This is a genomic window from Pseudomonas sp. RT6P73 (assembly GCF_054897715.1).
The window spans coordinates 6,395,427-6,416,076 of the sequence record NZ_JBUBUV010000002.1; the positions used below are offsets into that span (position 1 = coordinate 6,395,427).

21 protein-coding genes are annotated in these 20,650 nt (G+C 57.2%); 11 read left to right on the forward strand and 10 right to left on the reverse strand.

All coding sequences use genetic code 11. The features are described 5' to 3' along the window. Positions 1-90 precede the first annotated feature (90 nt). Entirely contained in the window at positions 91-540 is a 450-nt protein-coding gene (locus ACYZT6_RS29425) for a c-type cytochrome (RefSeq protein ID WP_462029675.1), read from the forward strand. Between the two features lie 185 nt (positions 541-725). Here the strand turns inward: ACYZT6_RS29425 and ACYZT6_RS29430 are convergent, their stop codons facing one another. The 4 genes from ACYZT6_RS29430 to ACYZT6_RS29445 form a co-directional block, all read right to left on the reverse strand. Further along, positions 726-1,121 (reverse strand): DUF1090 domain-containing protein, encoded by a 396-nt coding sequence (locus tag ACYZT6_RS29430; protein ID WP_462029676.1) that lies wholly within the window; start codon positions 1,119-1,121, stop codon positions 726-728. A gap of 98 nt (positions 1,122-1,219) precedes the next feature. After that, the gene (gene ligB / locus ACYZT6_RS29435; RefSeq protein ID WP_462029677.1) at positions 1,220-2,893 is read right to left on the reverse strand and encodes an NAD-dependent DNA ligase LigB; all 1,674 of its coding nucleotides are present in this window, start codon (positions 2,891-2,893) and stop codon (positions 1,220-1,222) included. A gap of 241 nt (positions 2,894-3,134) precedes the next feature. Beyond that, positions 3,135-4,325 carry a methionine adenosyltransferase gene (gene metK / locus ACYZT6_RS29440; protein WP_010466931.1) on the reverse strand — a complete coding sequence of 397 codons (1,191 nt, stop codon included), beginning with the start codon at positions 4,323-4,325 and terminating at the stop codon, positions 3,135-3,137. An 18-nt stretch (positions 4,326-4,343) separates the two neighbouring features. Next, complete coding sequence (locus ACYZT6_RS29445; protein ID WP_462029678.1) at positions 4,344-5,339, reverse strand: ArsR/SmtB family transcription factor; 996 nt, start codon at positions 5,337-5,339, stop codon at positions 4,344-4,346. A gap of 260 nt (positions 5,340-5,599) precedes the next feature. On the opposite strand from ACYZT6_RS29445, the gene tkt reads away from it, so the two are divergent. The 6 genes from tkt (at position 5,600) to fba (ending at position 11,923) form a co-directional block, all read left to right on the forward strand. Continuing rightward, positions 5,600-7,597 (forward strand): transketolase, encoded by a 1,998-nt coding sequence (tkt, locus tag ACYZT6_RS29450; RefSeq protein WP_438658960.1) that lies wholly within the window; start codon positions 5,600-5,602, stop codon positions 7,595-7,597. Between the two features lie 151 nt (positions 7,598-7,748). After that, entirely contained in the window at positions 7,749-8,801 is a 1,053-nt protein-coding gene (gene epd / locus ACYZT6_RS29455; RefSeq protein WP_462029679.1) for an erythrose-4-phosphate dehydrogenase, read from the forward strand. A gap of 12 nt (positions 8,802-8,813) precedes the next feature. After that, entirely contained in the window at positions 8,814-9,977 is a 1,164-nt protein-coding gene (locus ACYZT6_RS29460) for a phosphoglycerate kinase (protein WP_462029680.1), read from the forward strand. Between the two features lie 34 nt (positions 9,978-10,011). Next, positions 10,012-10,233 (forward strand): hypothetical protein, encoded by a 222-nt coding sequence (locus tag ACYZT6_RS29465; protein WP_462029681.1) that lies wholly within the window; start codon positions 10,012-10,014, stop codon positions 10,231-10,233. A 56-nt stretch (positions 10,234-10,289) separates the two neighbouring features. After that, a complete protein-coding gene (locus ACYZT6_RS29470; protein ID WP_462029682.1) occupies positions 10,290-10,622 on the forward strand; it encodes an MliC family protein in 333 nt (110 codons plus the stop codon). Positions 10,623-10,858: 236 nt separating this feature from the next. Then, positions 10,859-11,923, forward strand: coding sequence for a class II fructose-bisphosphate aldolase (fba, locus tag ACYZT6_RS29475; protein ID WP_131060610.1), 1,065 nt, complete (start codon positions 10,859-10,861; stop codon positions 11,921-11,923). A gap of 91 nt (positions 11,924-12,014) precedes the next feature. Here fba and ACYZT6_RS29480 read toward each other — a convergent pair whose 3' ends face one another. The 5 genes from ACYZT6_RS29480 to ACYZT6_RS29500 form a co-directional block, all read right to left on the reverse strand. Then, complete coding sequence (locus ACYZT6_RS29480) at positions 12,015-12,359, reverse strand: hypothetical protein (RefSeq protein WP_462029683.1); 345 nt, start codon at positions 12,357-12,359, stop codon at positions 12,015-12,017. Positions 12,360-12,860: 501 nt separating this feature from the next. Beyond that, positions 12,861-13,559 (reverse strand): transposase, encoded by a 699-nt coding sequence (locus ACYZT6_RS29485; RefSeq protein ID WP_462029684.1) that lies wholly within the window; start codon positions 13,557-13,559, stop codon positions 12,861-12,863. 8 nt (positions 13,560-13,567) lie between these two features. Then, the gene (locus tag ACYZT6_RS29490) at positions 13,568-13,828 is read right to left on the reverse strand and encodes a hypothetical protein (protein WP_462029685.1); all 261 of its coding nucleotides are present in this window, start codon (positions 13,826-13,828) and stop codon (positions 13,568-13,570) included. 235 nt (positions 13,829-14,063) lie between these two features. After that, positions 14,064-14,351: a fructose-bisphosphate aldolase gene (locus ACYZT6_RS29495; protein WP_462029686.1), complete on the reverse strand. Its 288-nt coding sequence runs from the start codon at positions 14,349-14,351 to the stop codon at positions 14,064-14,066. A 714-nt stretch (positions 14,352-15,065) separates the two neighbouring features. Beyond that, positions 15,066-15,734, reverse strand: coding sequence for a polysaccharide lyase family 7 protein (locus ACYZT6_RS29500; RefSeq protein WP_462029687.1), 669 nt, complete (start codon positions 15,732-15,734; stop codon positions 15,066-15,068). A 323-nt stretch (positions 15,735-16,057) separates the two neighbouring features. On the opposite strand from ACYZT6_RS29500, the gene ACYZT6_RS29505 reads away from it, so the two are divergent. The 3 genes from ACYZT6_RS29505 to ACYZT6_RS29515 are packed head-to-tail and all read left to right on the forward strand — an operon-like array spanning position 16,058 to position 19,037. Next, complete coding sequence (locus ACYZT6_RS29505) at positions 16,058-18,181, forward strand: putative bifunctional diguanylate cyclase/phosphodiesterase (RefSeq protein WP_462029688.1); 2,124 nt, start codon at positions 16,058-16,060, stop codon at positions 18,179-18,181. 47 nt (positions 18,182-18,228) lie between these two features. Then, complete coding sequence (locus tag ACYZT6_RS29510) at positions 18,229-18,720, forward strand: M48 metallopeptidase family protein (RefSeq protein WP_462029689.1); 492 nt, start codon at positions 18,229-18,231, stop codon at positions 18,718-18,720. Positions 18,721-18,740: 20 nt separating this feature from the next. After that, positions 18,741-19,037 carry a winged helix-turn-helix domain-containing protein gene (locus ACYZT6_RS29515; protein ID WP_462029690.1) on the forward strand — a complete coding sequence of 99 codons (297 nt, stop codon included), beginning with the start codon at positions 18,741-18,743 and terminating at the stop codon, positions 19,035-19,037. Between the two features lie 98 nt (positions 19,038-19,135). On the opposite strand, the gene ACYZT6_RS29520 is transcribed toward ACYZT6_RS29515, so the two are convergent. Then, positions 19,136-19,588 (reverse strand): GNAT family N-acetyltransferase, encoded by a 453-nt coding sequence (locus tag ACYZT6_RS29520; RefSeq protein ID WP_462029691.1) that lies wholly within the window; start codon positions 19,586-19,588, stop codon positions 19,136-19,138. A 257-nt stretch (positions 19,589-19,845) separates the two neighbouring features. Between ACYZT6_RS29520 and ACYZT6_RS29525 the strand changes: the two genes are divergently transcribed. Next, a complete protein-coding gene (locus ACYZT6_RS29525; protein WP_462029692.1) occupies positions 19,846-20,583 on the forward strand; it encodes a substrate-binding periplasmic protein in 738 nt (245 codons plus the stop codon). The last annotated feature ends 67 nt before the right edge of the window (positions 20,584-20,650 follow it).

The window sequence follows — 20,650 nt, forward strand, 5'->3', positions numbered from 1 at the left end:
CGCTCAAACAACCCGTATTGATAATAGGGCTATTGGTCTTTGCCGATGACGCGAGATACTGGCCGCCGTTTCCCGTGACCTGAAGCCACCATGACTCTTAAAAGACTTTCCGTTGTATTGCTGGCCTGCCTGACCTTGTCTGCCTGCGGTGGAGTCGACCCGAATTCGCCGCTGGGCCAACGCAAGGCGATCTTCAAACAGATGCTCAAGACCGGCGAAGACCTGGGCGGTATGTTGCGTGGTCGTATCCCGTTCGACGGTCCAAAATTCGAGGAAGGCGCTGTGAAACTTGACGCCTTGTCCCGCGAGCCGTGGAAACATTTCCCGCAGGTGCGCGAAGAAGATCACACCAGCGCAAAGGATAATGTGTGGCAGCAGCAGGCACGTTTCCAGGAAATGGTCCGCACCCTTGAAACCGCCACCGGTGAATTGGTGATTGCCAGCAAGGTTCAGCCTTACAAGGCCAGTAATCTGGGGCCGGCGGTGCAGAAAGTTGAAGATGCGTGTAGTGCTTGCCATAAAGAGTTTCGGGATCATTGATCTGATGTTGCTCATGCCCTGTGGCGAGGGGGGCTTGTCGGAACGCCGCATCGCCCCGTTCGGCGGCGCAGCCGTCGTAAAACCGGCAGTTGCGGTCTGTTTGACTAACCGCATTTGGGGCCGCTTCGCAGCCCAACGGGGGTAAACCCCCTCGCCACAAAAGCTCCCTCGCTTAATTCCGGGGCTTACTTATCCAGCTCGTCGAGTGCGTCCTGCAATTCCTTGCGGGACTCGGCGAGTTTGTTTTTGCGCTTGTCGATCTTCTCCGGATCGCCTTTTTTCATGGCTTTGTCCAGGTCGGCCTGACGCTTGCTGACTTCATGCTTGGCGTCGAGCACCTTGTTTTCCCGCTCCTTCTTCAGCGAGGCATCGGTGCAATGGGCGGTGACTTCGCTCAGGGCCGTTTCGAGGCCGGCCTGTTGATCGGCGTTGCCGTGGGATTTGGCCAGTTCGATCTGATTGATGATCCCCTGTTTCTTCGCGGCGCAGCCGGTCAGCTCAGGGGCTTCTTCAGCGGCCATTAGGGGAGCGGCCATCACGCTGCAAAGGGTCAACAAGGCGAGCGGTGAAAGAAATTTCATAAAAGCTCCATGTGCAAAGACAATCGGGTCGATGTGGCGATGGGCGTTTGAGCCCGTCGGCACCTTTGGGTTCCCGGGCTGCCGGGTGTCGGCGGTGTTTAAAAGCCGTCGATCCCTGCCATACGTAATGTTTGGCTCAGTGCCAGCACGTGCGGGTCGCGGAAAAAGGCACTCAACTGCGTCGCGCGTCCCGGGCCGATACCGGCTTCTGCCTGCCATTGTTCGGTGTTTCGATTCGCCAGTTCCTGCCATGAATCGGCAAGCTTTGCCTGACCGGTGGGCGGCAACCCCAAGGCTTTGAGCCAGCGAGCGAACGGACGTTTCCGGGCGCTATTGAAGCTGTTTAAAAGATGAGCCGCGCTGCGTTCGCCGAAGCCATCAATGTTAGCAAGCTCTTGAGCATCGAGGGTCAACCAATCCAGCAGGCTGTTGAGGCGGCCTGTTTCGAAAAGTTTCTCCCAAGTGCCAGGGCCGAGATGGGGCAAAGCCAGTCCCTGCTTACTGCTGAGCCAAGTCAGGCGCGCGAGGAATTGGCTCTCGCATCCTGACGTCGGTTGCCAGCAGCTCAGATGATGAAAGTCTGCTGACGATGGCACATTCAATTCGGCGCGTTCGGTACTGCGCAGCACGACGCCATCGAGCCTTGGAATGGTCAGGCCCGCCAGGCTGATGGACACCTGATCCCCGGGGCGGATATCCAACTCTTCCCAGCGTCGCAATGAGCTGACGCTCACACGCTTGATCTGTCGGTCATCGAGCTTCACTGGCAACAGATCCAGCACCGGTGTAATCCGGCCCGTCCGCCCGATTTTGAAGTGGACATTGCGCACTTCGGCCAGTGCCTGGGCAAACGGATACTTCCAGGCAACACTCCAGAAGGACGGTCGCGCCTGCCAGCGCTCGGCCGGTGGACGCTGGCTCTGACGCAAAACAACGCCATCGCTGGCGAAGGGCAAGGGTGTGCGATACCAGTGATCGCGCCATTGTTCAGCGTCGGCGAATACGTTGATTGGTTGACTGTAAGGCGCAGTGCTAGGAAAACCCATTCCATCGAGAGCCGCCACGCGTGCCGGCAGGCTGGCCGGACCTTGCGGCCAATCCCAGACAAACAACCCGATGCCACCGGCCTGTTCGGCGTTCAGCTCTTTGCGGGCCATCAACCCGGCCACCGTGGAGCGGGCGTTTAGGCTGCCTGCCTTGGCTTGCACGTGATCGGTGAGGCGCCAATAGAGTTCGCCTTGCACCAGTAAATCCAATGGTTGTGCCAGTTGTCGGGGGATAGCCTCGATCAGTCGGGCCGAAGCAGTCCAGTCCTGGCCGTTTACCCCATCACCTCGACTGATCGCCTGATGCAGCACGCCGTTGCGATAGATCAGTGTCACGGCCACGCCGTCGACCTTGGGTTGTATCCAGATATCATTGCGCTCGCGCAGCCAATGCTCGACCGCACGACCGTCACGCAGTTTTTCCAGGCCCGTGTGGGCGATGGGGTGGGTAATCTTGCCCCCCGCCGTGCGCAAGGGGTCGGGCGCAAGACTCAAGTCAAAACACTCACGCCATTCGCTCAATCGCGCGCGGGATTGATCATAGATTTCGTCGGCGACCAGTGAGCGTCCATTGCGGTGGTAGTTGTCGTCCCAGAAGTCGATTTGTTTTTGCAGGGCCGTGATTTCGTCCAGGGCGCGGGCGGGTGACCAGTCGGGGCAGTCGTTGGCCGTTGAGTGCAGGCAGAACAAGGTCAGGAACAAAGTGGAAAACAGGCGCAGAAGCATCGTGAGCATCCTTGCTCAAGGGGAATGCTTTCAAGGTTAGTCAGCTTTCGGGTGGTGGCAGCAGGGATGTTTTTCGGTGTGTTTCGAGACAAAAGTACGCAGCCTCGTTTCACTCGACAGCTGCTACAGATATTTTTGTAGCAGCTGTCGAGTGAAACGAGGCTGCGTACTTTCGATTTTCGCGCAATAAAAAGCCCCGCACGGCGAACCGTGCGGGGCTTTTGGTACCGCCAGGAAAGTCTTACAGGCCGGCTGCAGTACGCAGGTCGTCGGCGCGGTCGGTTTTTTCCCAGGTGAAGGTGGTGAAAGTATCTTCGCCCACAGTCTTGGTCGCCGGGGTGCGACCGAAGTGGCCGTACGCTGCGGTTTCCTGGTACATCGGGTGCAGCAGGTCGAGCATGGTGGTGATCGCGTATGGACGCAGGTCGAAAATTTCGCGAACCAGTTTGACGATTTTGTCGTCGCTGATTTTGCCAGTGCCGAAGGTGTTCAACGAGATCGACGTAGGCTGGGCAACACCGATCGCGTAGGAAACCTGGATCTCGCAGCGCTCGGCCAGGCCGGCAGCGACGATGTTCTTGGCCACGTAACGACCGGCGTAGGCCGCCGAACGGTCAACCTTCGATGGATCTTTACCGGAGAACGCGCCGCCGCCGTGACGGGCCATGCCGCCGTAGCTGTCGACGATGATCTTGCGACCGGTCAGGCCGCAGTCGCCCACCGGGCCACCGATGATGAACTGGCCAGTCGGGTTGATGTGGAACTGGGTGTCTTTGGTCAGCAGTTCGGCAGGCAGCACGTGCTTGACGATCAGCTCCATCACGCCTTCGCGCAGGTCTTTGTACGATACTTCAGGGTTGTGCTGGGTCGACAGAACAACGGCGTCGATACCGACAACCTTGCCGCCTTCGTAACGGCAAGTCACTTGCGACTTGGCGTCCGGGCGCAGCCAAGGCAGCAGGCCGGATTTACGGGCTTCGGCTTGGCGCTGCACCAGCTGGTGCGAGAAGGTGATCGGTGCTGGCATCAGCACGTCGGTTTCGTTGCTGGCGTAGCCGAACATCAGGCCCTGGTCGCCGGCACCCTGATCTTCAGGCTTGGCGCGGTCAACACCCTGGTTGATGTCAGGGGACTGCTTGCCGATGATGTTCATCACGCCGCAAGTGGCACCGTCGAAGCCGACATCGGAGCTGTTGTAGCCGATGTCCAGAATGACGTTACGCACGATTTCTTCCAGATCGACCCAGGCCGACGTGGTGACTTCACCTGCAATGATTGCCACGCCGGTCTTGACCAGAGTCTCGCACGCCACGCGGGCGAACTTGTCTTCAGCAATGATGGCGTCCAGCACCGCATCGGAAATCTGGTCGGCGATTTTGTCCGGATGCCCTTCGGACACGGACTCGGAGGTGAAGAGGGAGTATTCGCTCATCTCGATTTTTTCCTGAATTTACCGATGGTGAGTGTCGCCAGCCGGTCGCTGAAAATGGCGGACCTGGATCTGGAAACCATTACGTAAGCCTACATAGAGGCTTTCCCCGGGAACGAGTCCCGCAGCGGTGGCCCAACGGGCCAAATCGTCCTGTTCAAACCCCAACCACAGATCACCGCAGGCCTCCCTGGCCCAACTCTGGTTGTGGCTACATAACTCTGTCACGAGCAGGCTACCGCCCGGTTGCAGCAAGTCGGCCATGTGCTTGAGCGCTTCGGCCGGCGCGGCGAAATGGTGCAGCACCATGTTCAGTACAACGCAATCGGCCTGAAGGCTGACGCCATTCAATGCATCGGCCAATTGCAGGCTGACGTTAGCCAGCGTTTCACGTTCGCAGACCTGGCGCGCCAGTTCGAGCATCGCCGGGCTGTTGTCCAGCGCCGTGACTTGGGTGAAGCGGCGCGCCAGTTCCGGCAGAAATTCACCGTCGCCGGGGCCGACTTCGATGGCCGTCGCGCCTTCACTGAAACTCAGCTTGTCGAGCAATGCCACCACGCTTTCGCGGTATTGCGGCAGGCCGGCGATCAAGTCCTGCTGGGCACGAAATTTTTCCGCGACCCGTGAGAAAAAGTCCTGGCTGGCAGCGGCTCGTTGCCCGTGGACCTGAGCGATCCGCGACTGAACATCGGCCGGCAGGGTCAGGTTGTCCACTTCTTCAAGCAAGGCAGCGTGCAACTTGCCGCCCAGCAGGTCGGTGTGGGGCAGGGCGCGACGGTAGAAAATCGCGTTACCTTCACGGCGAGTCGCCACCAGGTCGGCCTGGGCCAAGACCTTGAGGTGGTGACTCATGCCCGACTGACCAATACCGAAGATCTGCGCCAGTTCCAGTACGCCAAACGAATCGTTGGCCAGCGCGCGCAATACATTCAGCCGCAGAGGATCGCCGCCGGCCTTGCACAGGGCCGCCAGCTCATCGCAATCGTCATGTTGAATGGAAGGCACGCGTAAATTCATAGGGCCAGCAGTCTAGTGACGGTCCGAAATCACCGCAAGAGCAATATCAAAAAGTTTTGATATTGCTCGATAGATGGCACTTCCAGGCGTTAGGTTCAGTCAACAAACGAACTGCAAAAAGGTTTCATCAGTCGAAACCGCTGTTAACAATTGGAAAAACGCCTTCAGATGACTATCTGTCATTGCCCCGAGGCGGCCCGGTGAGGGAAAATGCTCGCCTTTTTTCCGTTTCGTTTTATTCAGCCCCCAGGAGATCAGCGATGCCCAGCCGTCGTGAGCGTGCCAACGCCATTCGTGCCCTCAGCATGGATGCCGTGCAAAAAGCCAACAGCGGCCATCCCGGTGCCCCTATGGGTATGGCGGATATCGCCGAAGTACTTTGGCGTGACTACCTGAAGCACAATCCGAGCAATCCATCGTTCGCCGACCGTGACCGCTTCGTGCTGTCCAACGGTCATGGCTCGATGTTGATCTACTCGCTGCTGCACCTGACCGGCTATGACCTGTCGATCGATGACCTGAAAAGCTTCCGCCAACTGCACAGCCGTACCCCGGGTCACCCGGAATTCGGCTACACCCCAGGCGTTGAAACCACCACCGGTCCATTGGGCCAAGGCCTGGCCAACGCCGTAGGTTTCGCCCTGGCTGAAAAAGTCCTGGCGGCGCAGTTCAACCGTCCTGGCCACAACGTTGTCGACCACCACACCTACGTGTTCCTGGGTGATGGCTGCATGATGGAAGGCATTTCCCACGAAGTCGGCTCCCTGGCTGGTACTTTGGGCCTGGGCAAACTGATCGCCTTCTACGATGACAACGGCATCTCCATCGACGGCGAAGTCGAAGGCTGGTTCACCGATGACACCCCGAAGCGTTTCGAAGCCTATAACTGGCAGGTGATCCGCAACGTCGACGGTCACGATCCGGAAGAGATCAAGACTGCGATCGAAACCGCGCGCAAAAGCGATCAGCCAACCCTGATCTGCTGCAAGACCACCATCGGTTTCGGTTCGCCGAACAAGCAAGGTAAAGAAGACTGCCACGGCGCCCCATTGGGTGACGCGGAAATCGCTCTGACCCGTGCTGCACTGAAATGGAACCACGGTCCGTTCGAAATCCCGGCTGACATCTATGCCGAGTGGGATGCCAAGGAAGCCGGCCGAGCGGCCGAAGCCGAGTGGGATCAGCGTTTCGCTGCCTACTCCGCCGCTTTCCCTGAGCTGGCCAACGAACTGGTTCGTCGCCTGGGCGGCGATCTGCCGGAAGACTTCGCTGAAAAAGCCTCGGCTTATATTGCTGAAGTCGCGGCCAAGGGCGAAACCATCGCCAGCCGTAAAGCCAGCCAGAACGCACTGAATGCCTACGGCCCGCTGTTGCCTGAACTGCTGGGCGGCTCCGCTGACCTGGCCGGTTCCAACCTGACCCTGTGGAAAGGTTGCAAAGGTGTTTCGGCTGAAGACGCCAGCGGCAACTACATGTACTACGGCGTTCGCGAATTCGGCATGAGCGCGATCATGAACGGCGTGGCGTTGCACGGCGGTCTGGTGCCTTACGGCGCGACCTTCCTGATGTTCATGGAATACGCGCGCAACGCAGTGCGCATGGCCTCGCTGATGAAGAAACGCGTGGTGTTCGTCTACACCCACGACTCCATCGGTCTGGGCGAAGACGGCCCGACTCACCAGCCGATCGAGCAACTGACCAGCCTGCGCAGCACACCGAACCTCGACACCTGGCGTCCAGCCGATGCCGTTGAATCGGCCGTTTGCTGGAAAGAGGCGATCGAGCGCAAGGACGGCCCTTCGGCGCTGATCTTCTCGCGTCAGAACCTGCAGCATCAGGAACGCAGCGCGCTGCAGATCGCCGACATCGCCCGTGGTGGTTACGTGTTGAAGGACTGCGAAGGCGAGCCTGAGCTGATCCTGATCTCTACCGGTTCGGAAGTGGGTCTGGCGGTTCAGGCTTACGACAAGCTGACCGAGCAAGGTCGCAAAGTGCGCGTTGTTTCGATGCCTTGCACCAGCGTGTTCGACGCTCAGGACGCCGGCTACAAGCAAGCGGTCCTGCCGTTGCAGGTCAGCGCCCGTATCGCCATCGAAGCCGCTCATGCAGACTTTTGGTACAAATACGTGGGCCTGGAAGGTCGCGTGATCGGCATGACCACCTTCGGCGAGTCGGCGCCTGCGCCAGCCTTGTTCGAAGAGTTCGGCTTCACCCTGGAAAACATCCTGGGTCAGGCTGAAGAGCTGCTGGAAGACTAAGTCCGAAAGCTGCGTTGTCTGTGCTGACGTCTTCGCGGGCAAGCCTCGCTCCTACAGATCAACTCGACCTGTAGGAGCGAGGCTTGCCCGCGAAGGCAATTGAACATTCAACGCAGAACTTGACGGATTCACCACGGTAATCGAGAATCCCATGCCTCAACCGCGTCCTTACAAAGTTGCACTCAACGGCTACGGCCGGATTGGTCGTTGCGTCTTGCGTGCGTTGTTTGAGCGAGGCGAAAAGGCCGGGTTTGAAATTGTCGCGATCAACGATCTGGCTGACATGGCCAGCATCGAATACCTGACACGCTTCGACTCCACGCACGGGCGTTTTCCCGGTGAAGTGAAGGTCGATGGCGATTGTCTGCATATTAATGGCGACTGCGTGAAGGTCCTGCGCAGTGCCACCCCCGAAGGCATCGATTGGGCGTCCCTGGGCGTCGATCTGGTGCTGGAGTGCTCCGGCGCTTACCACACGCGTGCCGATGGCCAGCGGTTCCTCGACGCCGGCGCGCCACGGGTGCTGTTTTCCCAGCCGATGGCCAGCGAGGCGGATGTCGACGCCACCATCGTCTACGGCGTGAACCAGGATTGCCTGACCGGCGACGAGCTGCTGGTGTCCAACGCGTCCTGCACCACCAACTGCGGTGTGCCGCTGTTGCGCCTGCTGGACCAGGCCATTGGTCTGGAATACGTGTCGATCACCACCATCCACTCGGCAATGAACGATCAGCCGGTCATCGACGCCTATCATCACGAAGACCTGCGCCGTACACGTTCGGCGTTCCAGTCGGTGATTCCGGTGTCCACTGGTCTGGCGCGCGGCATCGAACGCCTGCTACCGGAACTTGCCGGGCGAATTCAGGCCAAAGCCGTGCGGGTGCCAACGGTTAACGTGTCTTGCCTCGACATTACGATGCAGACCGTCAGCGACACCGACGCCACCGAGGTCAACCGGATTCTGCGCGAGGCCGCCACCAGCGGCCCGCTCAAAGGCCTTTTGGCCTACACCGAGCTACCCCATGCAAGCTGTGATTTCAACCATGACCCACATTCGGCCATCGTCGATGCCAGTCAGACCCGAGTTTCCGGCCCACGGCTGGTGAACATCCTGGCCTGGTTCGACAACGAATGGGGCTTTGCCAACCGAATGCTGGACGTTGCAGAACACTATCTGCAAGCAGCTGCCTCTCCAAAACAGTAGGAAATGCGACCCATGACCGTGTTGAAGATGACCGACCTCGATCTGCAAGGTAAGCGCGTACTGATCCGCGAAGACCTCAACGTCCCAGTCAAGGACGGTGTTGTCACCAGCGATGCGCGAATCCTGGCTTCGCTGCCGACCATCAAGCTGGCCCTGGAAAAAGGCGCGGCCGTGATGGTCTGCTCGCACCTTGGCCGTCCGACCGAAGGCGAGTTCTCGGCCGAGAACAGCCTCAAGCCCGTCGCTGACTACCTGAGCAAGGCCCTGGGCCGCGAAGTGCCGCTGGTCGCCGATTACCTGGGCGGTATCGATGTGAAAGCCGGCGACATCGTTCTGTTCGAGAACGTGCGCTTCAACAAAGGCGAGAAAAAGAACGCTGACGAACTGGCCCAACAATACGCCGCCCTGTGCGACGTGTTCGTGATGGACGCCTTCGGCACCGCTCACCGTGCCGAGGGTTCGACCCACGGCGTGGCCAAGTTTGCCAAAGTCGCTGCCGCTGGTCCGCTGCTGGCTGCTGAACTCGACGCATTGGGCAAAGCCCTCGGCGCCCCGGCCCAGCCGATGGCTGCCATCGTTGCCGGCTCCAAGGTGTCGACCAAACTCGACGTGCTGAACAGCCTGAGCCAGATCTGCAACCAGCTGATCGTCGGCGGCGGCATTGCCAACACCTTCCTGGCCGCTGCCGGTCACCCGGTCGGCAAGTCCCTGTACGAACCGGACCTGCTGGACACCGCTCGCGAAATCGCGGCCAAAGTCAGCGTGCCACTGCCGGTCGACGTCGTGGTTGCCAAGGAATTCGCTGAAAGCGCGACCGCTACCGTCAAGCTGATCGCTGACGTAGCCGCTGACGATATGATCCTGGACATCGGCCCACAGACCGCGGCGAATTTTGCCGAGCTGCTGAAGTCGTCCAAGACCATCCTGTGGAACGGCCCGGTTGGCGTGTTCGAATTCGACCAGTTCGGTAACGGCACCAAAGTCCTGGCCCAGGCCATCGCGGACAGCTCGGCGTTCTCCATCGCCGGCGGCGGTGACACCCTGGCGGCCATCGATAAATATGGCGTTGCCGATCAGATCTCCTACATTTCTACCGGTGGCGGCGCGTTCCTCGAGTTCGTGGAAGGCAAGGTTTTGCCAGCCGTTGAAGTCCTGGAAAGCCGGGCCAAGGCCTGAGGTCGTCCATTTGGCCACGCAAAGGAGTGTTCTCATGGTCAAGCCGTTAGCGCTGTTGATCGCTGCGGGTATGCTGGTGGCTTGCGGGAGTAACCCGAAAGCCAAGCCAGAACCTGCGCCGCAGTCGGTGGAAAAAGGCTGTTACCAGGCCGACTGGCAAGCGGAAACCAACCCGGTGATCAACAAGCGTTCCGGACCTGATGGCCTGGAGAAATACGAGTCACAGACCCCGGCCAAGGAACATGGTTGCCCTTGACGGGTCTGACACATTACTCAGGGCTGGCGGCGTGCGCCGTCAGTCGAGGAACATGGATGAAAGGTTTTATCGCCGTTATGGCGTTGGCATTGCTGGCCGGTTGCTCGAATTTCAACCTGTTCACGCCTGCCGAATCGACGGACAACTGGACCACCTGGACCTGCGACAGCCAGGCCAAAGTGCTCTGGCGCTACACCGATGACAGCCGCAAGGAAGTCGACGTGCGCCTCGGCGGGGCCGATCAGGTCTACCGCTTGAAGCTTGAGCCCGGCGCCGAAGGTTCGCTGTACAGCAATGACATGCTGGCGTTTCACGTAAAAGGTGAGGAAGGCCTGGTTTACTGGGTCGCCACCAATGATTTGATTGGCCGCGGTTGTAAAGCGCAGTAATTGAAAGGCTTTTGCGAAACCTGTAGGAGCGAAGCTTGCTCGCGAAGACGTCATCACATTCAACACATGTGTTGCCTGTTAAACCGCTTTCGCGAGCAAGCTTCGCTCCTACAGAGATTCAGGCAACACCCGAATTCGCAGCCCGGGCCAACCCCCGATCTGCAATAACTTGAATAGCCGCCGCCGCTACGGCAGGCTGGCACGATTAACGACCCAAACCGGGAGAGACACACACAATGGCACTTATCAGCATGCGCCAGATGCTGGACCACGCAGCCGAGTTCGGCTACGGCGTTCCAGCCTTCAACGTCAACAACCTTGAGCAGATGCGCGCCATCATGGAAGCCGCTGACAAGACTGACTCCCCGGTGATCGTCCAGGCTTCGGCCGGTGCTCGCAAATACGCCGGCGCACCGTTCCTGCGTCACCTGATCCTGGCCGCCATCGAAGAATTCCCGCACATCCCGGTGTGCATGCACCAGGACCACGGTACCAGCCCTGACGTCTGCCAGCGCTCCATCCAGCTGGGCTTCAGCTCGGTAATGATGGACGGTTCCCTGGGCGAAGACGGCAAGACCCCGACCGACTACGACTACAACGTCCGCGTCACCCAACAAACCGTCGCCCTGGCTCACGCCTGCGGCGTATCGGTAGAAGGCGAGCTGGGCTGCCTGGGTTCGCTGGAAACCGGCATGGCCGGTGAAGAAGACGGCATCGGCGCCGAAGGCGTTCTGGACCACAGCCAAATGCTGACCGACCCGGAAGAAGCCGCTGACTTCGTCAAACGCACCCAAGTCGACGCCCTGGCCATCGCCATCGGCACCAGCCACGGCGCTTACAAGTTCACCAAGCCACCTACCGGCGACGTGCTGGCCATCGACCGCATCAAGGAAATCCACAAACGCATTCCGAACACTCACTTGGTAATGCACGGTTCGTCTTCGGTTCCGCAAGAGTGGCTGGCGATCATCAACCAGTACGGCGGCGACATCAAAGAAACCTACGGCGTGCCGGTTGAAGAGATTGTGGAAGGCATCAAGTATGGCGTGCGTAAGGTCAACATTGATACTGACCTGCGTTTGGCCTCCACCGGCGCAATGCGTCGCCTGATGGCTACCAATCCGAGTGAGTTTGATCCGCGTAAGTTCTTCGGCGCGACTGTGACTGCGATGCGTGATGTGTGTATCGCTCGTTATGAGGCTTTCGGTACTGCCGGTAATGCTTCGAAGATCAAGCCGATCTCATTGGAAGCGATGTATCAGCGTTACCTGAAAGGTGAGTTGAACGCCAAGGTTAACTAAGCCTTCTGCGTTTGAGTTGCATAAAAAACCCGCCGAGAGGCGGGTTTTTTGTAGGTGTTATATTTTATTCCTATTAGTTGATGTGGCCATATTATTTTTTCTTATAGAGCTCGATTTTAATTGGCGTTCGATCACCACCGATCATCCGGTATTCGCCTTTCAAAACGTTATACTCTCGGCTAGTTGAGAATAAATCAAATTTAATATAGTCAGGTCGCTTGTCATCAATGTCAGAGGTGGCCCTTACTTCAAATGTAACGGAGCTTTTGTCCTCTGGAGTTTTCATATAGAAATAGTTCCCTCTGACATCGTATTTCCGTCCGTTTTGTTCAAGGTTTCCAAAATGCTCTCCGTTGTCTGAATTTGAACGTTCAATTGTCAGGCGAACTTCGCCGGTCTTACTCTCATAGATTCCATTCGGGGTTACTTGACCCATTTTTATGCTCCTGTATGTAAGAAGATGGGAAGCGACAAAGTAAATAGAAAAGTGGACGGGGTTAATTGTCCGTTTCCCTAGGTTTTCTAGAAAAGTACTAGAAAAGGGGACGGATTTATTTCGTGACCCGTTCCTTCTTTTCTGTGTTTCGTAGATAAGGCTAGTCCTGTGAGAGGGCGTGGACACCTGTAATAAATGACAGTTTTTTATATCTTTTCGCTATATAGAAGCAGGTTTTTTTGGAGCTAAAGAAACTAAAAGGGGGAGCATTTATTTAATCGTTCCCTAGTGCTTCTATTCGAGTTGTTTCGCAGGCCTCGCTCGCGCTCGATGAGATATGGGACATACACAAATAAATCCGTCTCGAATGGCACTTACTTAGCAGCTAACCACCTTTGCTGAAAGCAAAAAATAAAGAAGGGCTGGTCTTGGTCTAGGCAAAAAAGGGCAAAAAAGGTGGCAAAAAAGGGGACAGATTTATTTAATCGTCCCCTAGTGCTTCTATTGAAGTTGTTTCGCAGGCCTGCCTCGCGCTCGATGTGATATTCGCAATCCAGTGATTTTTTCAATCTCATCGGTGAACCGAGGGTTACCCGTCAATTGTCCACGTTGAAGGGCACCTCTGATCAGCTGTAACTCTGTAGATGTGATCGTCTGTTCCATGAATGAGGTATAGCGAGCAAGGCGTTCGTTGTGAGTTTTACCGAGTTCGGTGAAACAAAGATCTTCATCCAGCCAATGATTTTCAGCTGTTTCGTTGAGGCGAAGGTGCAAGCTCGACCAAGGGTAATCCTGTGCATGCTGAACCATTTGCGCTCGCACCGGATTTAGCTCGATGTATCGACTACAAGCCAGCAAGTAGGTGTCGGTTTGAACCACGCTGGATTTGTATCGGCTCTCCCACAAGGTACCGGAGCGTCCTTCCAGCTTGTTGCGATAGCGCGTCATGCGGCCTGCCAAGCCTTTCATCAATTGTCCGAGACTCGCAACGGAGTTTCCTGGTGCGAGTAGTAGATGGACATGATTAGTCATCAAGCAGAAGGCATAGACTTTGACGTCGTATAGCGTTTTGAGCTCACGCAGATCTTCGAGATAGCGCTGGTAGTCGCCAGGCTCGGCGAACACCACCTGTTTGTTGTGGCCTCGTTGCACGACATGATGCGGATAATTGGGTAAAACAACTCGTCCCATTCTGGGCATATAGCCTCCTACGTCCTTGTAGTGATGGGCGAAGCATAGCAGCAGCAATCGATTAAATAAATCTGTCCCCTTTTTGCTTTGTCAAATATGCATGCATCAAATTTCTCAAATTCACTCTTTGGAACAACAATTTCGTTGCCGGTAGTTTTGGAAGAAGCAATATTGGATTTACAGCGTTCTATTGGGTCTTTTAAGATTGTTTCAGCCTGGGCAACCGTAGAAAAAGTCATCATTGCCAAAGGCATTAGATAAACTACTGAAATCTTCATTGTGGGAGTCCTTTTCTCTGGAAGATAAGTTTATAAGGCAGTGAGCCTTTATATGCTGTTTGTTTTATACTCCGTGGACTAGGTTAGTGTGATCGGCGAATGCCGTCACCTGTGATATCTGACAGTTTTTAATATCGTTTTGCTATAAGTGATGTGACTTGTGTTAATAATAAAGAGGAATTTTACGAATGAAAAACCCGCATGAAAGCGGGCTTTTTATTACTTAAATTGTTTGTTATTTGTGTGTATCAAACCCACGTTGCTCAATCACCCCAAAAACATCGGCGATGTCTTGCACCATGATCCGGGCGATGTTGGTGACGGTGTTGATGTCGTTCTCGGCGTAATCCGGCAGGCTCGTGCAGGCCATCAGATTCAAATATTTGAGGACTGCATTGAGGCGTTCGCTGACGCAGTTGTGTAGTTCGCGTAGCGGGGCGTCGCTGTCGATGAGCAGGACGGGGTAGTCGGTGGCGAATTGGGACATGGGGGTGAAGCGGCGGGGCGGTTTTTCCATATTCATAAGTAAATCTTCCTGTGCATAAAAAGAAGAGCTACTACCGTTCGCTGCGAAACGAATTGGGTGGTAGCTGTGTGCGGGTTCGCAGACCGAGGCACAAGGAACCCGGCAGACCCGAAGGTCTCCCACACACAGCCACCATAAAACGGACTACGGTCGCTGATGCGACCCTCGTTATTATGGATGCTTGGTTACTATTTGTGCCGTAAGGGCTGCGAAACCCTATCGCTGACTGCTGTCAGCGACGGGGCGAACTATAAGCGGCGACTTTGATGGCTGCAACCGGGGTGTAGGATCGTAGCGCGGTCATTGTGGCTAGGGAGCTTGCTCCCGTTCGGCGGGCGTAGCCGTCGTGAATTGGGCGCTTGGGTGTGTCTGTAGGAATGAGGTGGCAGGCTTTGGGGATGCTTCGCATCCCAACGGGGGTAAACCCCCTCGCCACAATGGGAGGCGTCCTACAAATTATGTGGGCCTGGTAGTTCGTAGCAGCTGTCGAGCAGCGCGAGGCGGCGTTCGGCTGCGGAGCAGTCGTAAATCAGACAACGCATTTATTCAGGTAGACCGGGTTCATCGGGCTTGCGAGGACTTCGTCCTCGGACGCAGCCTCGCGTTGCTCGGCAGCTGCTACAGGGGATTTGGTGTTCTAGAGAGGGTTGGGGCGCGGAGCGTCCCGGGATGCGTTACCACGCGGGAGCGTGGGAACGATCGGGGTGGGGCTTACTTATCGTGATCAATATCCAGCTTGCTGAACGTCACTTTTCCGCCTTCGCTGGTGTACCCGGTGTGGTCTTGCACATACACCCCGGCCTTGAAGTACAGCGGCTTGTCGCGCCAGGTCGCGCTGATGTCGGTGTCCCACTGATATCCCGCCGCGCTGATGCCCAGCGCGCCGCCCGGGCTCAGGTGGATGAGGTAGGAAAACTCTCGGTCGAGTTTCACCCCGGTGGCGATGGTGATGACCCGACCTTCGCCGTCATCCGGATGCATGCGTACCTTGGCGACGATGTTGCCCGACTGCGTACTGGTCTTGTACTGATACTCGAGTTTCACCATGGGTTTCTGGCTTTCATAGGCGTGGATCTGACCGATGACGATTTTGCCTGAACTCGGAACCTGGTTGACCGCGAGGGTCGCGCGCAGGGAATTGTCGGCGTCCGGGTAGAGCCAGTTTTTCAGGGTGCCGTTGCTGTAAGTTTCGCGCAGTTCGGTGCGGGGGTATTTTGCGTTTTGAGTTTTGGAGCCGGTGACCGGTGCCCAGAAAAACAGGGTGCCGGTGTCGGAGTGGAAGTATTGATCCTTGAAGCCGTTCACCAGTTTTGGGGTGTCAACGGTGTACGGCGGATTGCCGACAGGAACGCTCAGGTTCCAGGTTGCGAGATCGATCATAGACAAAAGCTTCCACGAATTTTTTACTGCACGCGCGTGCCAGAAGCTCTGGCACGCGCCTTGGGGGCAATCCTTATAAGCGCAGAAGTTCAATTTGTTAATGCGTAAATGACAAACGGATGGCGTCAAAATCCTGTTAAAAGGCCATCTTTCCCGGTTTCAGGGGGCTGTAGAAGCGACCGTTAGTCGGCAAATGTACGTGATGGTTAAATGATGGCTCACTGATAGCTTCTGCTTTTGCGGATCCCGGTCTAGAGTGAAGTCTCAGTATTTGTCCGGTTTTCACGAGAAACCGGCCTGACGCCCCGAATAAGAGAAGCAGCATGGAATGCGCGCAACCCACGCCAGCTGAAGGCAGCTCGATCCTTTTAATCGTCGATGATTACCCTGAAAACCTGATCAGCATGCGCGCGTTGCTCCAGCGCCAGGATTGGCAGGTCATTACCGCGGCTTCCGGTTTTGAAGCCCTCAGTCTGTTACTCGAACACGATGTCGACCTGGTGCTGCTGGACGTGCAGATGCCGGGCATGGACGGTTTTGAAGTGGCCCGCCTGATGCGCGGCAGTCAGCGAACCCGCCTTACACCGATTATTTTCCTCACCGCCAACGAACAGTCCCAGGACGCCGTGATCAAGGGCTACGCCAGTGGTGCCGTGGATTACCTGTTCAAGCCGTTCGACCCGCAAATTCTCAAGCCCAAAGTTCAAGCCTTGCTCGAGCATCAACGCAATCGCCGTGCGTTGCAGCGCCTGAGCCACGATCTGGAGGTCGCTCGCGCGTTCAATGCCTCGGTGCTGGACAACGCCGCCGAAGGTATCCTGGTGGTGGGTGAGGACGGTCTGATCCGTTTTGCTAACCCGGCGATGTCGCGGCTGCTCAATGCCACGGTGAAAGACCTTCAAGGCAGGGAGTTTCTGGATTTTCTGCAAAAGCCGCATATCCCGGTTTGGGCGGACTCCGATTTTTATACCGGTTACAAACGCGGCGAAACCCTGCGCCTGCACGACGCGCTGCTGCGAACGGCGCCCGGCCAACAAGTGCCGGTGGCGCTGTCCTGCGCGCCGTTGCCCAGTGAACAACATGCGATGGTGGTGACGGTGCTGGACATGTCGGTGGTGCGCCATCTGCATCAGCAACTGGAATTCCAGGCGGTGACCGATCCGCTGACCGGGCTGCTCAACCGCCGCGGCTTTTACCAGACGGTTGAAAATCTGCTGCTGCGCGGCGAACGCTCCGATGGCGCCTGGGTGTTGCTGTACCTGGACCTCGACGGCTTCAAACGCGTCAACGATTCCCTCGGTCACGATGCCGGCGACCGGGTGCTGCGCTGGGTGTCGGAGCAATTGAAAGCCTGTCTGCGGCCCTTCGACATTCTGGCGCGCATGGGCGGCGACGAATTCACGGCGCTGCTGGATCTGGAATTCCCTGAGCAGGCGGCGAAGATTGCCGAGAAGCTCATTGAGCGGGTGTCGATCTGTCAGCAGATTGATGGTCTGGACATCGCGTTGGGCGCCAGCATTGGCATCGCCACTTATCCGGATTGTGGTTCGAATCTCGATGGTTTGCTGCGTGCGTCGGACATTGCGATGTACGAAGCCAAACGTGCCGGCCGGCAGCAGTACCGTTTCTACGATCACGACATGAATGGGCGGGCGCGCTCGCGGCTGATGCTCGAAGAGAGCGTGCGCACGGCCATTGAAAACCGTGACTTCAACCTCGTGTATCAGCCGCAGGTGGCTATCAGCAGCGGGCAGATTCGTGGTTTTGAAGCGCTGCTGCGCTGGCAGCACCCAAGCGTCGGTGACGTACCGCCGGGGCTGTTTTTGCCGTTGCTGGAAGAGGCGCGGCTGATCAGTCGTCTGGGTAGCTGGATTTACCATCGCGGCGCCGGCCAGCGTAAAGCCTGGGAAACCTTGTTTGCCGAGGATCTGGTGCTGGGCGTCAGTTTGAGCAGCACTCAGTTCGGCATGCCCAACCTGGTCACCGAATTGCGCCAGGTGCTGGAACGTCACAGCTTGCAACCGCGTTATCTGGAAGTCGAAGTGACGGAAGAAGCGTTGATGCAAAACCCTGAAGAAACCCGCAAGACGCTGCGCTTGCTGCGCAATCTCGGGGTGCGGGTGGCGCTGGATGACTTCGGCTCCGGACCGTGCTCGCTGGCGCATCTGCGTGACCTGGAACTGGACACGCTCAAGCTCGATCGGCATCTGATCGCCCGATTGCCAGAGTCCGAACGGGATGCGGCGCTCGTGCGCAATGTGATCGACCTGTGCAAGCAATACGGGATGCTGGTGATTGCCGAAGGGGTGGAAACCGTTGCGCAATATGAATGGCTGCAAGCCAATGGTTGCCAGTACGTGCAAGGTTTTCTGGTGGGGCGGCCGCTGATGGCCGAGGACGCCGGCGACTTTGTGGCGCCGTTTGACTGGAGCGCGCTGACCCGCTGAATTCGCTACACTGGCGACCTTTTTCGTGATTCGTGTTGCCGCCTCCAATGACCGCGTTGAAATACCTCCAGGCCTATCCCGCTGCGTTGCAGGACCAGGTTCGCCAGTTGATCGCCGACGGTAGGCTGGGCGACTACCTGAGCAAGCGCTACCCGGAAAAGCACGCCGTGCAGAGCGACAAGGCGCTGTACACCTTTGCGCTGGACCTCAAGCAGGAATACCTGCGCAACGCTCCGGCCATCGACAAGGTTTTATTCGACAACCGCCTGGACCTGACCCATCGCGCCCTAGGCCTGCACACGACGATCTCGCGGGTTCAGGGCGGCAAGCTCAAGTCCAAGAAGGAAATCCGCGTGGCCTCGTTGTTCAAGGAGGCGCCCTCCGAGTTTCTGAAAATGATCGTGGTGCATGAACTGGCACACTTTAAAGAGTCGGATCACAACAAGGCGTTCTACAAGTTTTGCGAACACATGTTGCCGGGGTATCACCAGGTGGAGTTTGATCTGCGGGTGTACCTGACGTGGCGGGATATGCAATAAAAAGAACAAGGAGCGCACAGGTGGATGTGAGCAAGACCAAGACCAGTTTCTATCGCCGCTTATACGTGGCGTACCTGATCGACAGCGGGTTGGCGATTAGCGTCCCGGCCCTGACCGAAGTGACCGGCATGCCCCGGCGCACGGCTCAGGACACGATTGCGGCGTTAGCGGATCTGGACATTATTTGCGAGTTCGAGCAGGAAGAGGGCGCGCGCAACCATGCGGGGCGCTATCGGATTCGCGAGTGGGGGGCGATTGATCGGGGGTGGATCGAGCGGAATTTACGGCAGATAAAAGCGGTGCTGGAATATCCGTAAGATTTTCGCTGTTGCGGCTGACGTCTTCGCGGGCAAGCCTCGCTCCTACAGGGATTTCACCGTACCTGTAGGAGCGAGGCTTGCCCGCGAAGAGGGCCTCAAGGACGACGCATCCCGATATGCGGAATGTCATCCTCAAGGTATTCCTCACCCGTCACAACAAACCCGTAACGCCCGTAATACCCCTGTAAATGGGATTGCGCCGAGAGATAGATCGGCACCTCAGGCCAGCGTTTCCCTGCCTGCTTCAACGCCTGCGCCATCAACTCATGCCCAAGCCCGGCGCCACGCGCGCCGGGTGCAATAATCACTCGTCCAATCACTACGTCGCCGCCCTGTAGCTCAGGGTCGAGCAAGCGCAGATAAGCCACCAGCCGATCCTCGTCCCACGCCATCAAATGGCAGGTGTCACCTTCCAGATCCTGGCCATCGACATCCTGGTAAGCGCATTTCTGTTCGACGACGAACACCTCCGCACGCAACTGCAGAATGGCGTACAGCTGCTCTTTCCCCAGATCGCTGTGGTGTTTGCAGACCCAATCGATTGTCATCTTCACTTTCCTTGAGCAACGTCGTTCCGATACTAAGCGCCCCGACGAAATATGTCTGTATGGCGGAGAAATCTGTGACAAAGGCCAAAATGCCATCATTCATTTCGCGCGGCGCTGTCTTCTTTGTGTAATCTGCGATGAAGCGCTGTGCAGTGGCTCCAATGAGCTAATGTTGAGTACCTGAGTGCCGGTACATGAGTCTTGGAGTTATGGCAGAAAAATACGCCGGGCAGCCCGCCCGCTAAGGATTTTCTAGCATGCCGCGATTGCATCGAGCGTTTGCTTTGATTGGATTGCTGTTGCTGGCCCAGAGCGCGGCAGCGGAAAGGCTGCGTCTGGTCGCCGACGCCTGGCCACCCTTTACCGACGCCACGCTGGTCAACGGTGGTTTGGCCACCGACATTGTCAGCACCGCGCTGGCCCGGGCCGGTTATGCCAGTGATTTCGAACAGGTGCCTTGGGCGCGAGCGTTGCTCGGTGTCGGCGAAGGCCGTTACGACGTGCTGGTCAACGCCTGGTACACCGATGAACGCACCAAGCTGGGCCAGTTCTCCGGCGAATATCTGCTCAACCGCGTGCGCTTTCTCAAGCGCAAGGACGCGCCGATCGAGTTCAACAATCTGCAGCAACTGCACACCTATCCGATTGCGGTGGTGCGCGGTTATGCCTATTCATCGGAATTTGACGAAGACGTGTCGCTGCAGAAAGTCCCTGTGCATAACTTCGCCATGGCCGTGCGCATGGTCGCGGCGGACCGGGTGAAGTTGACGCTGGAAGACGAATACGTCGCCCGTTATTACCTGGCGCGCGAATCCTCCAAGGTGCGCAATGCCGTGGAGTTCCTGCCCAAGGCGTTGAGCGAGAACAGCCTGCATATCTTGGTTAGCCTGAAGAATCCGCAACACAAGCAAATCGTCGCCAGTTTCGATCGCGAGATTGCCGAGATGAAGGCTGATGGGAGTTATGAGCGGTTGATGAAGCAGCATGGGATGTGAGGATTGGTTTTTGTGGTGAGGCTGATGGCCCCTTCGCGGGCAAGCCTCGCTCCTACAGAGATCGCGT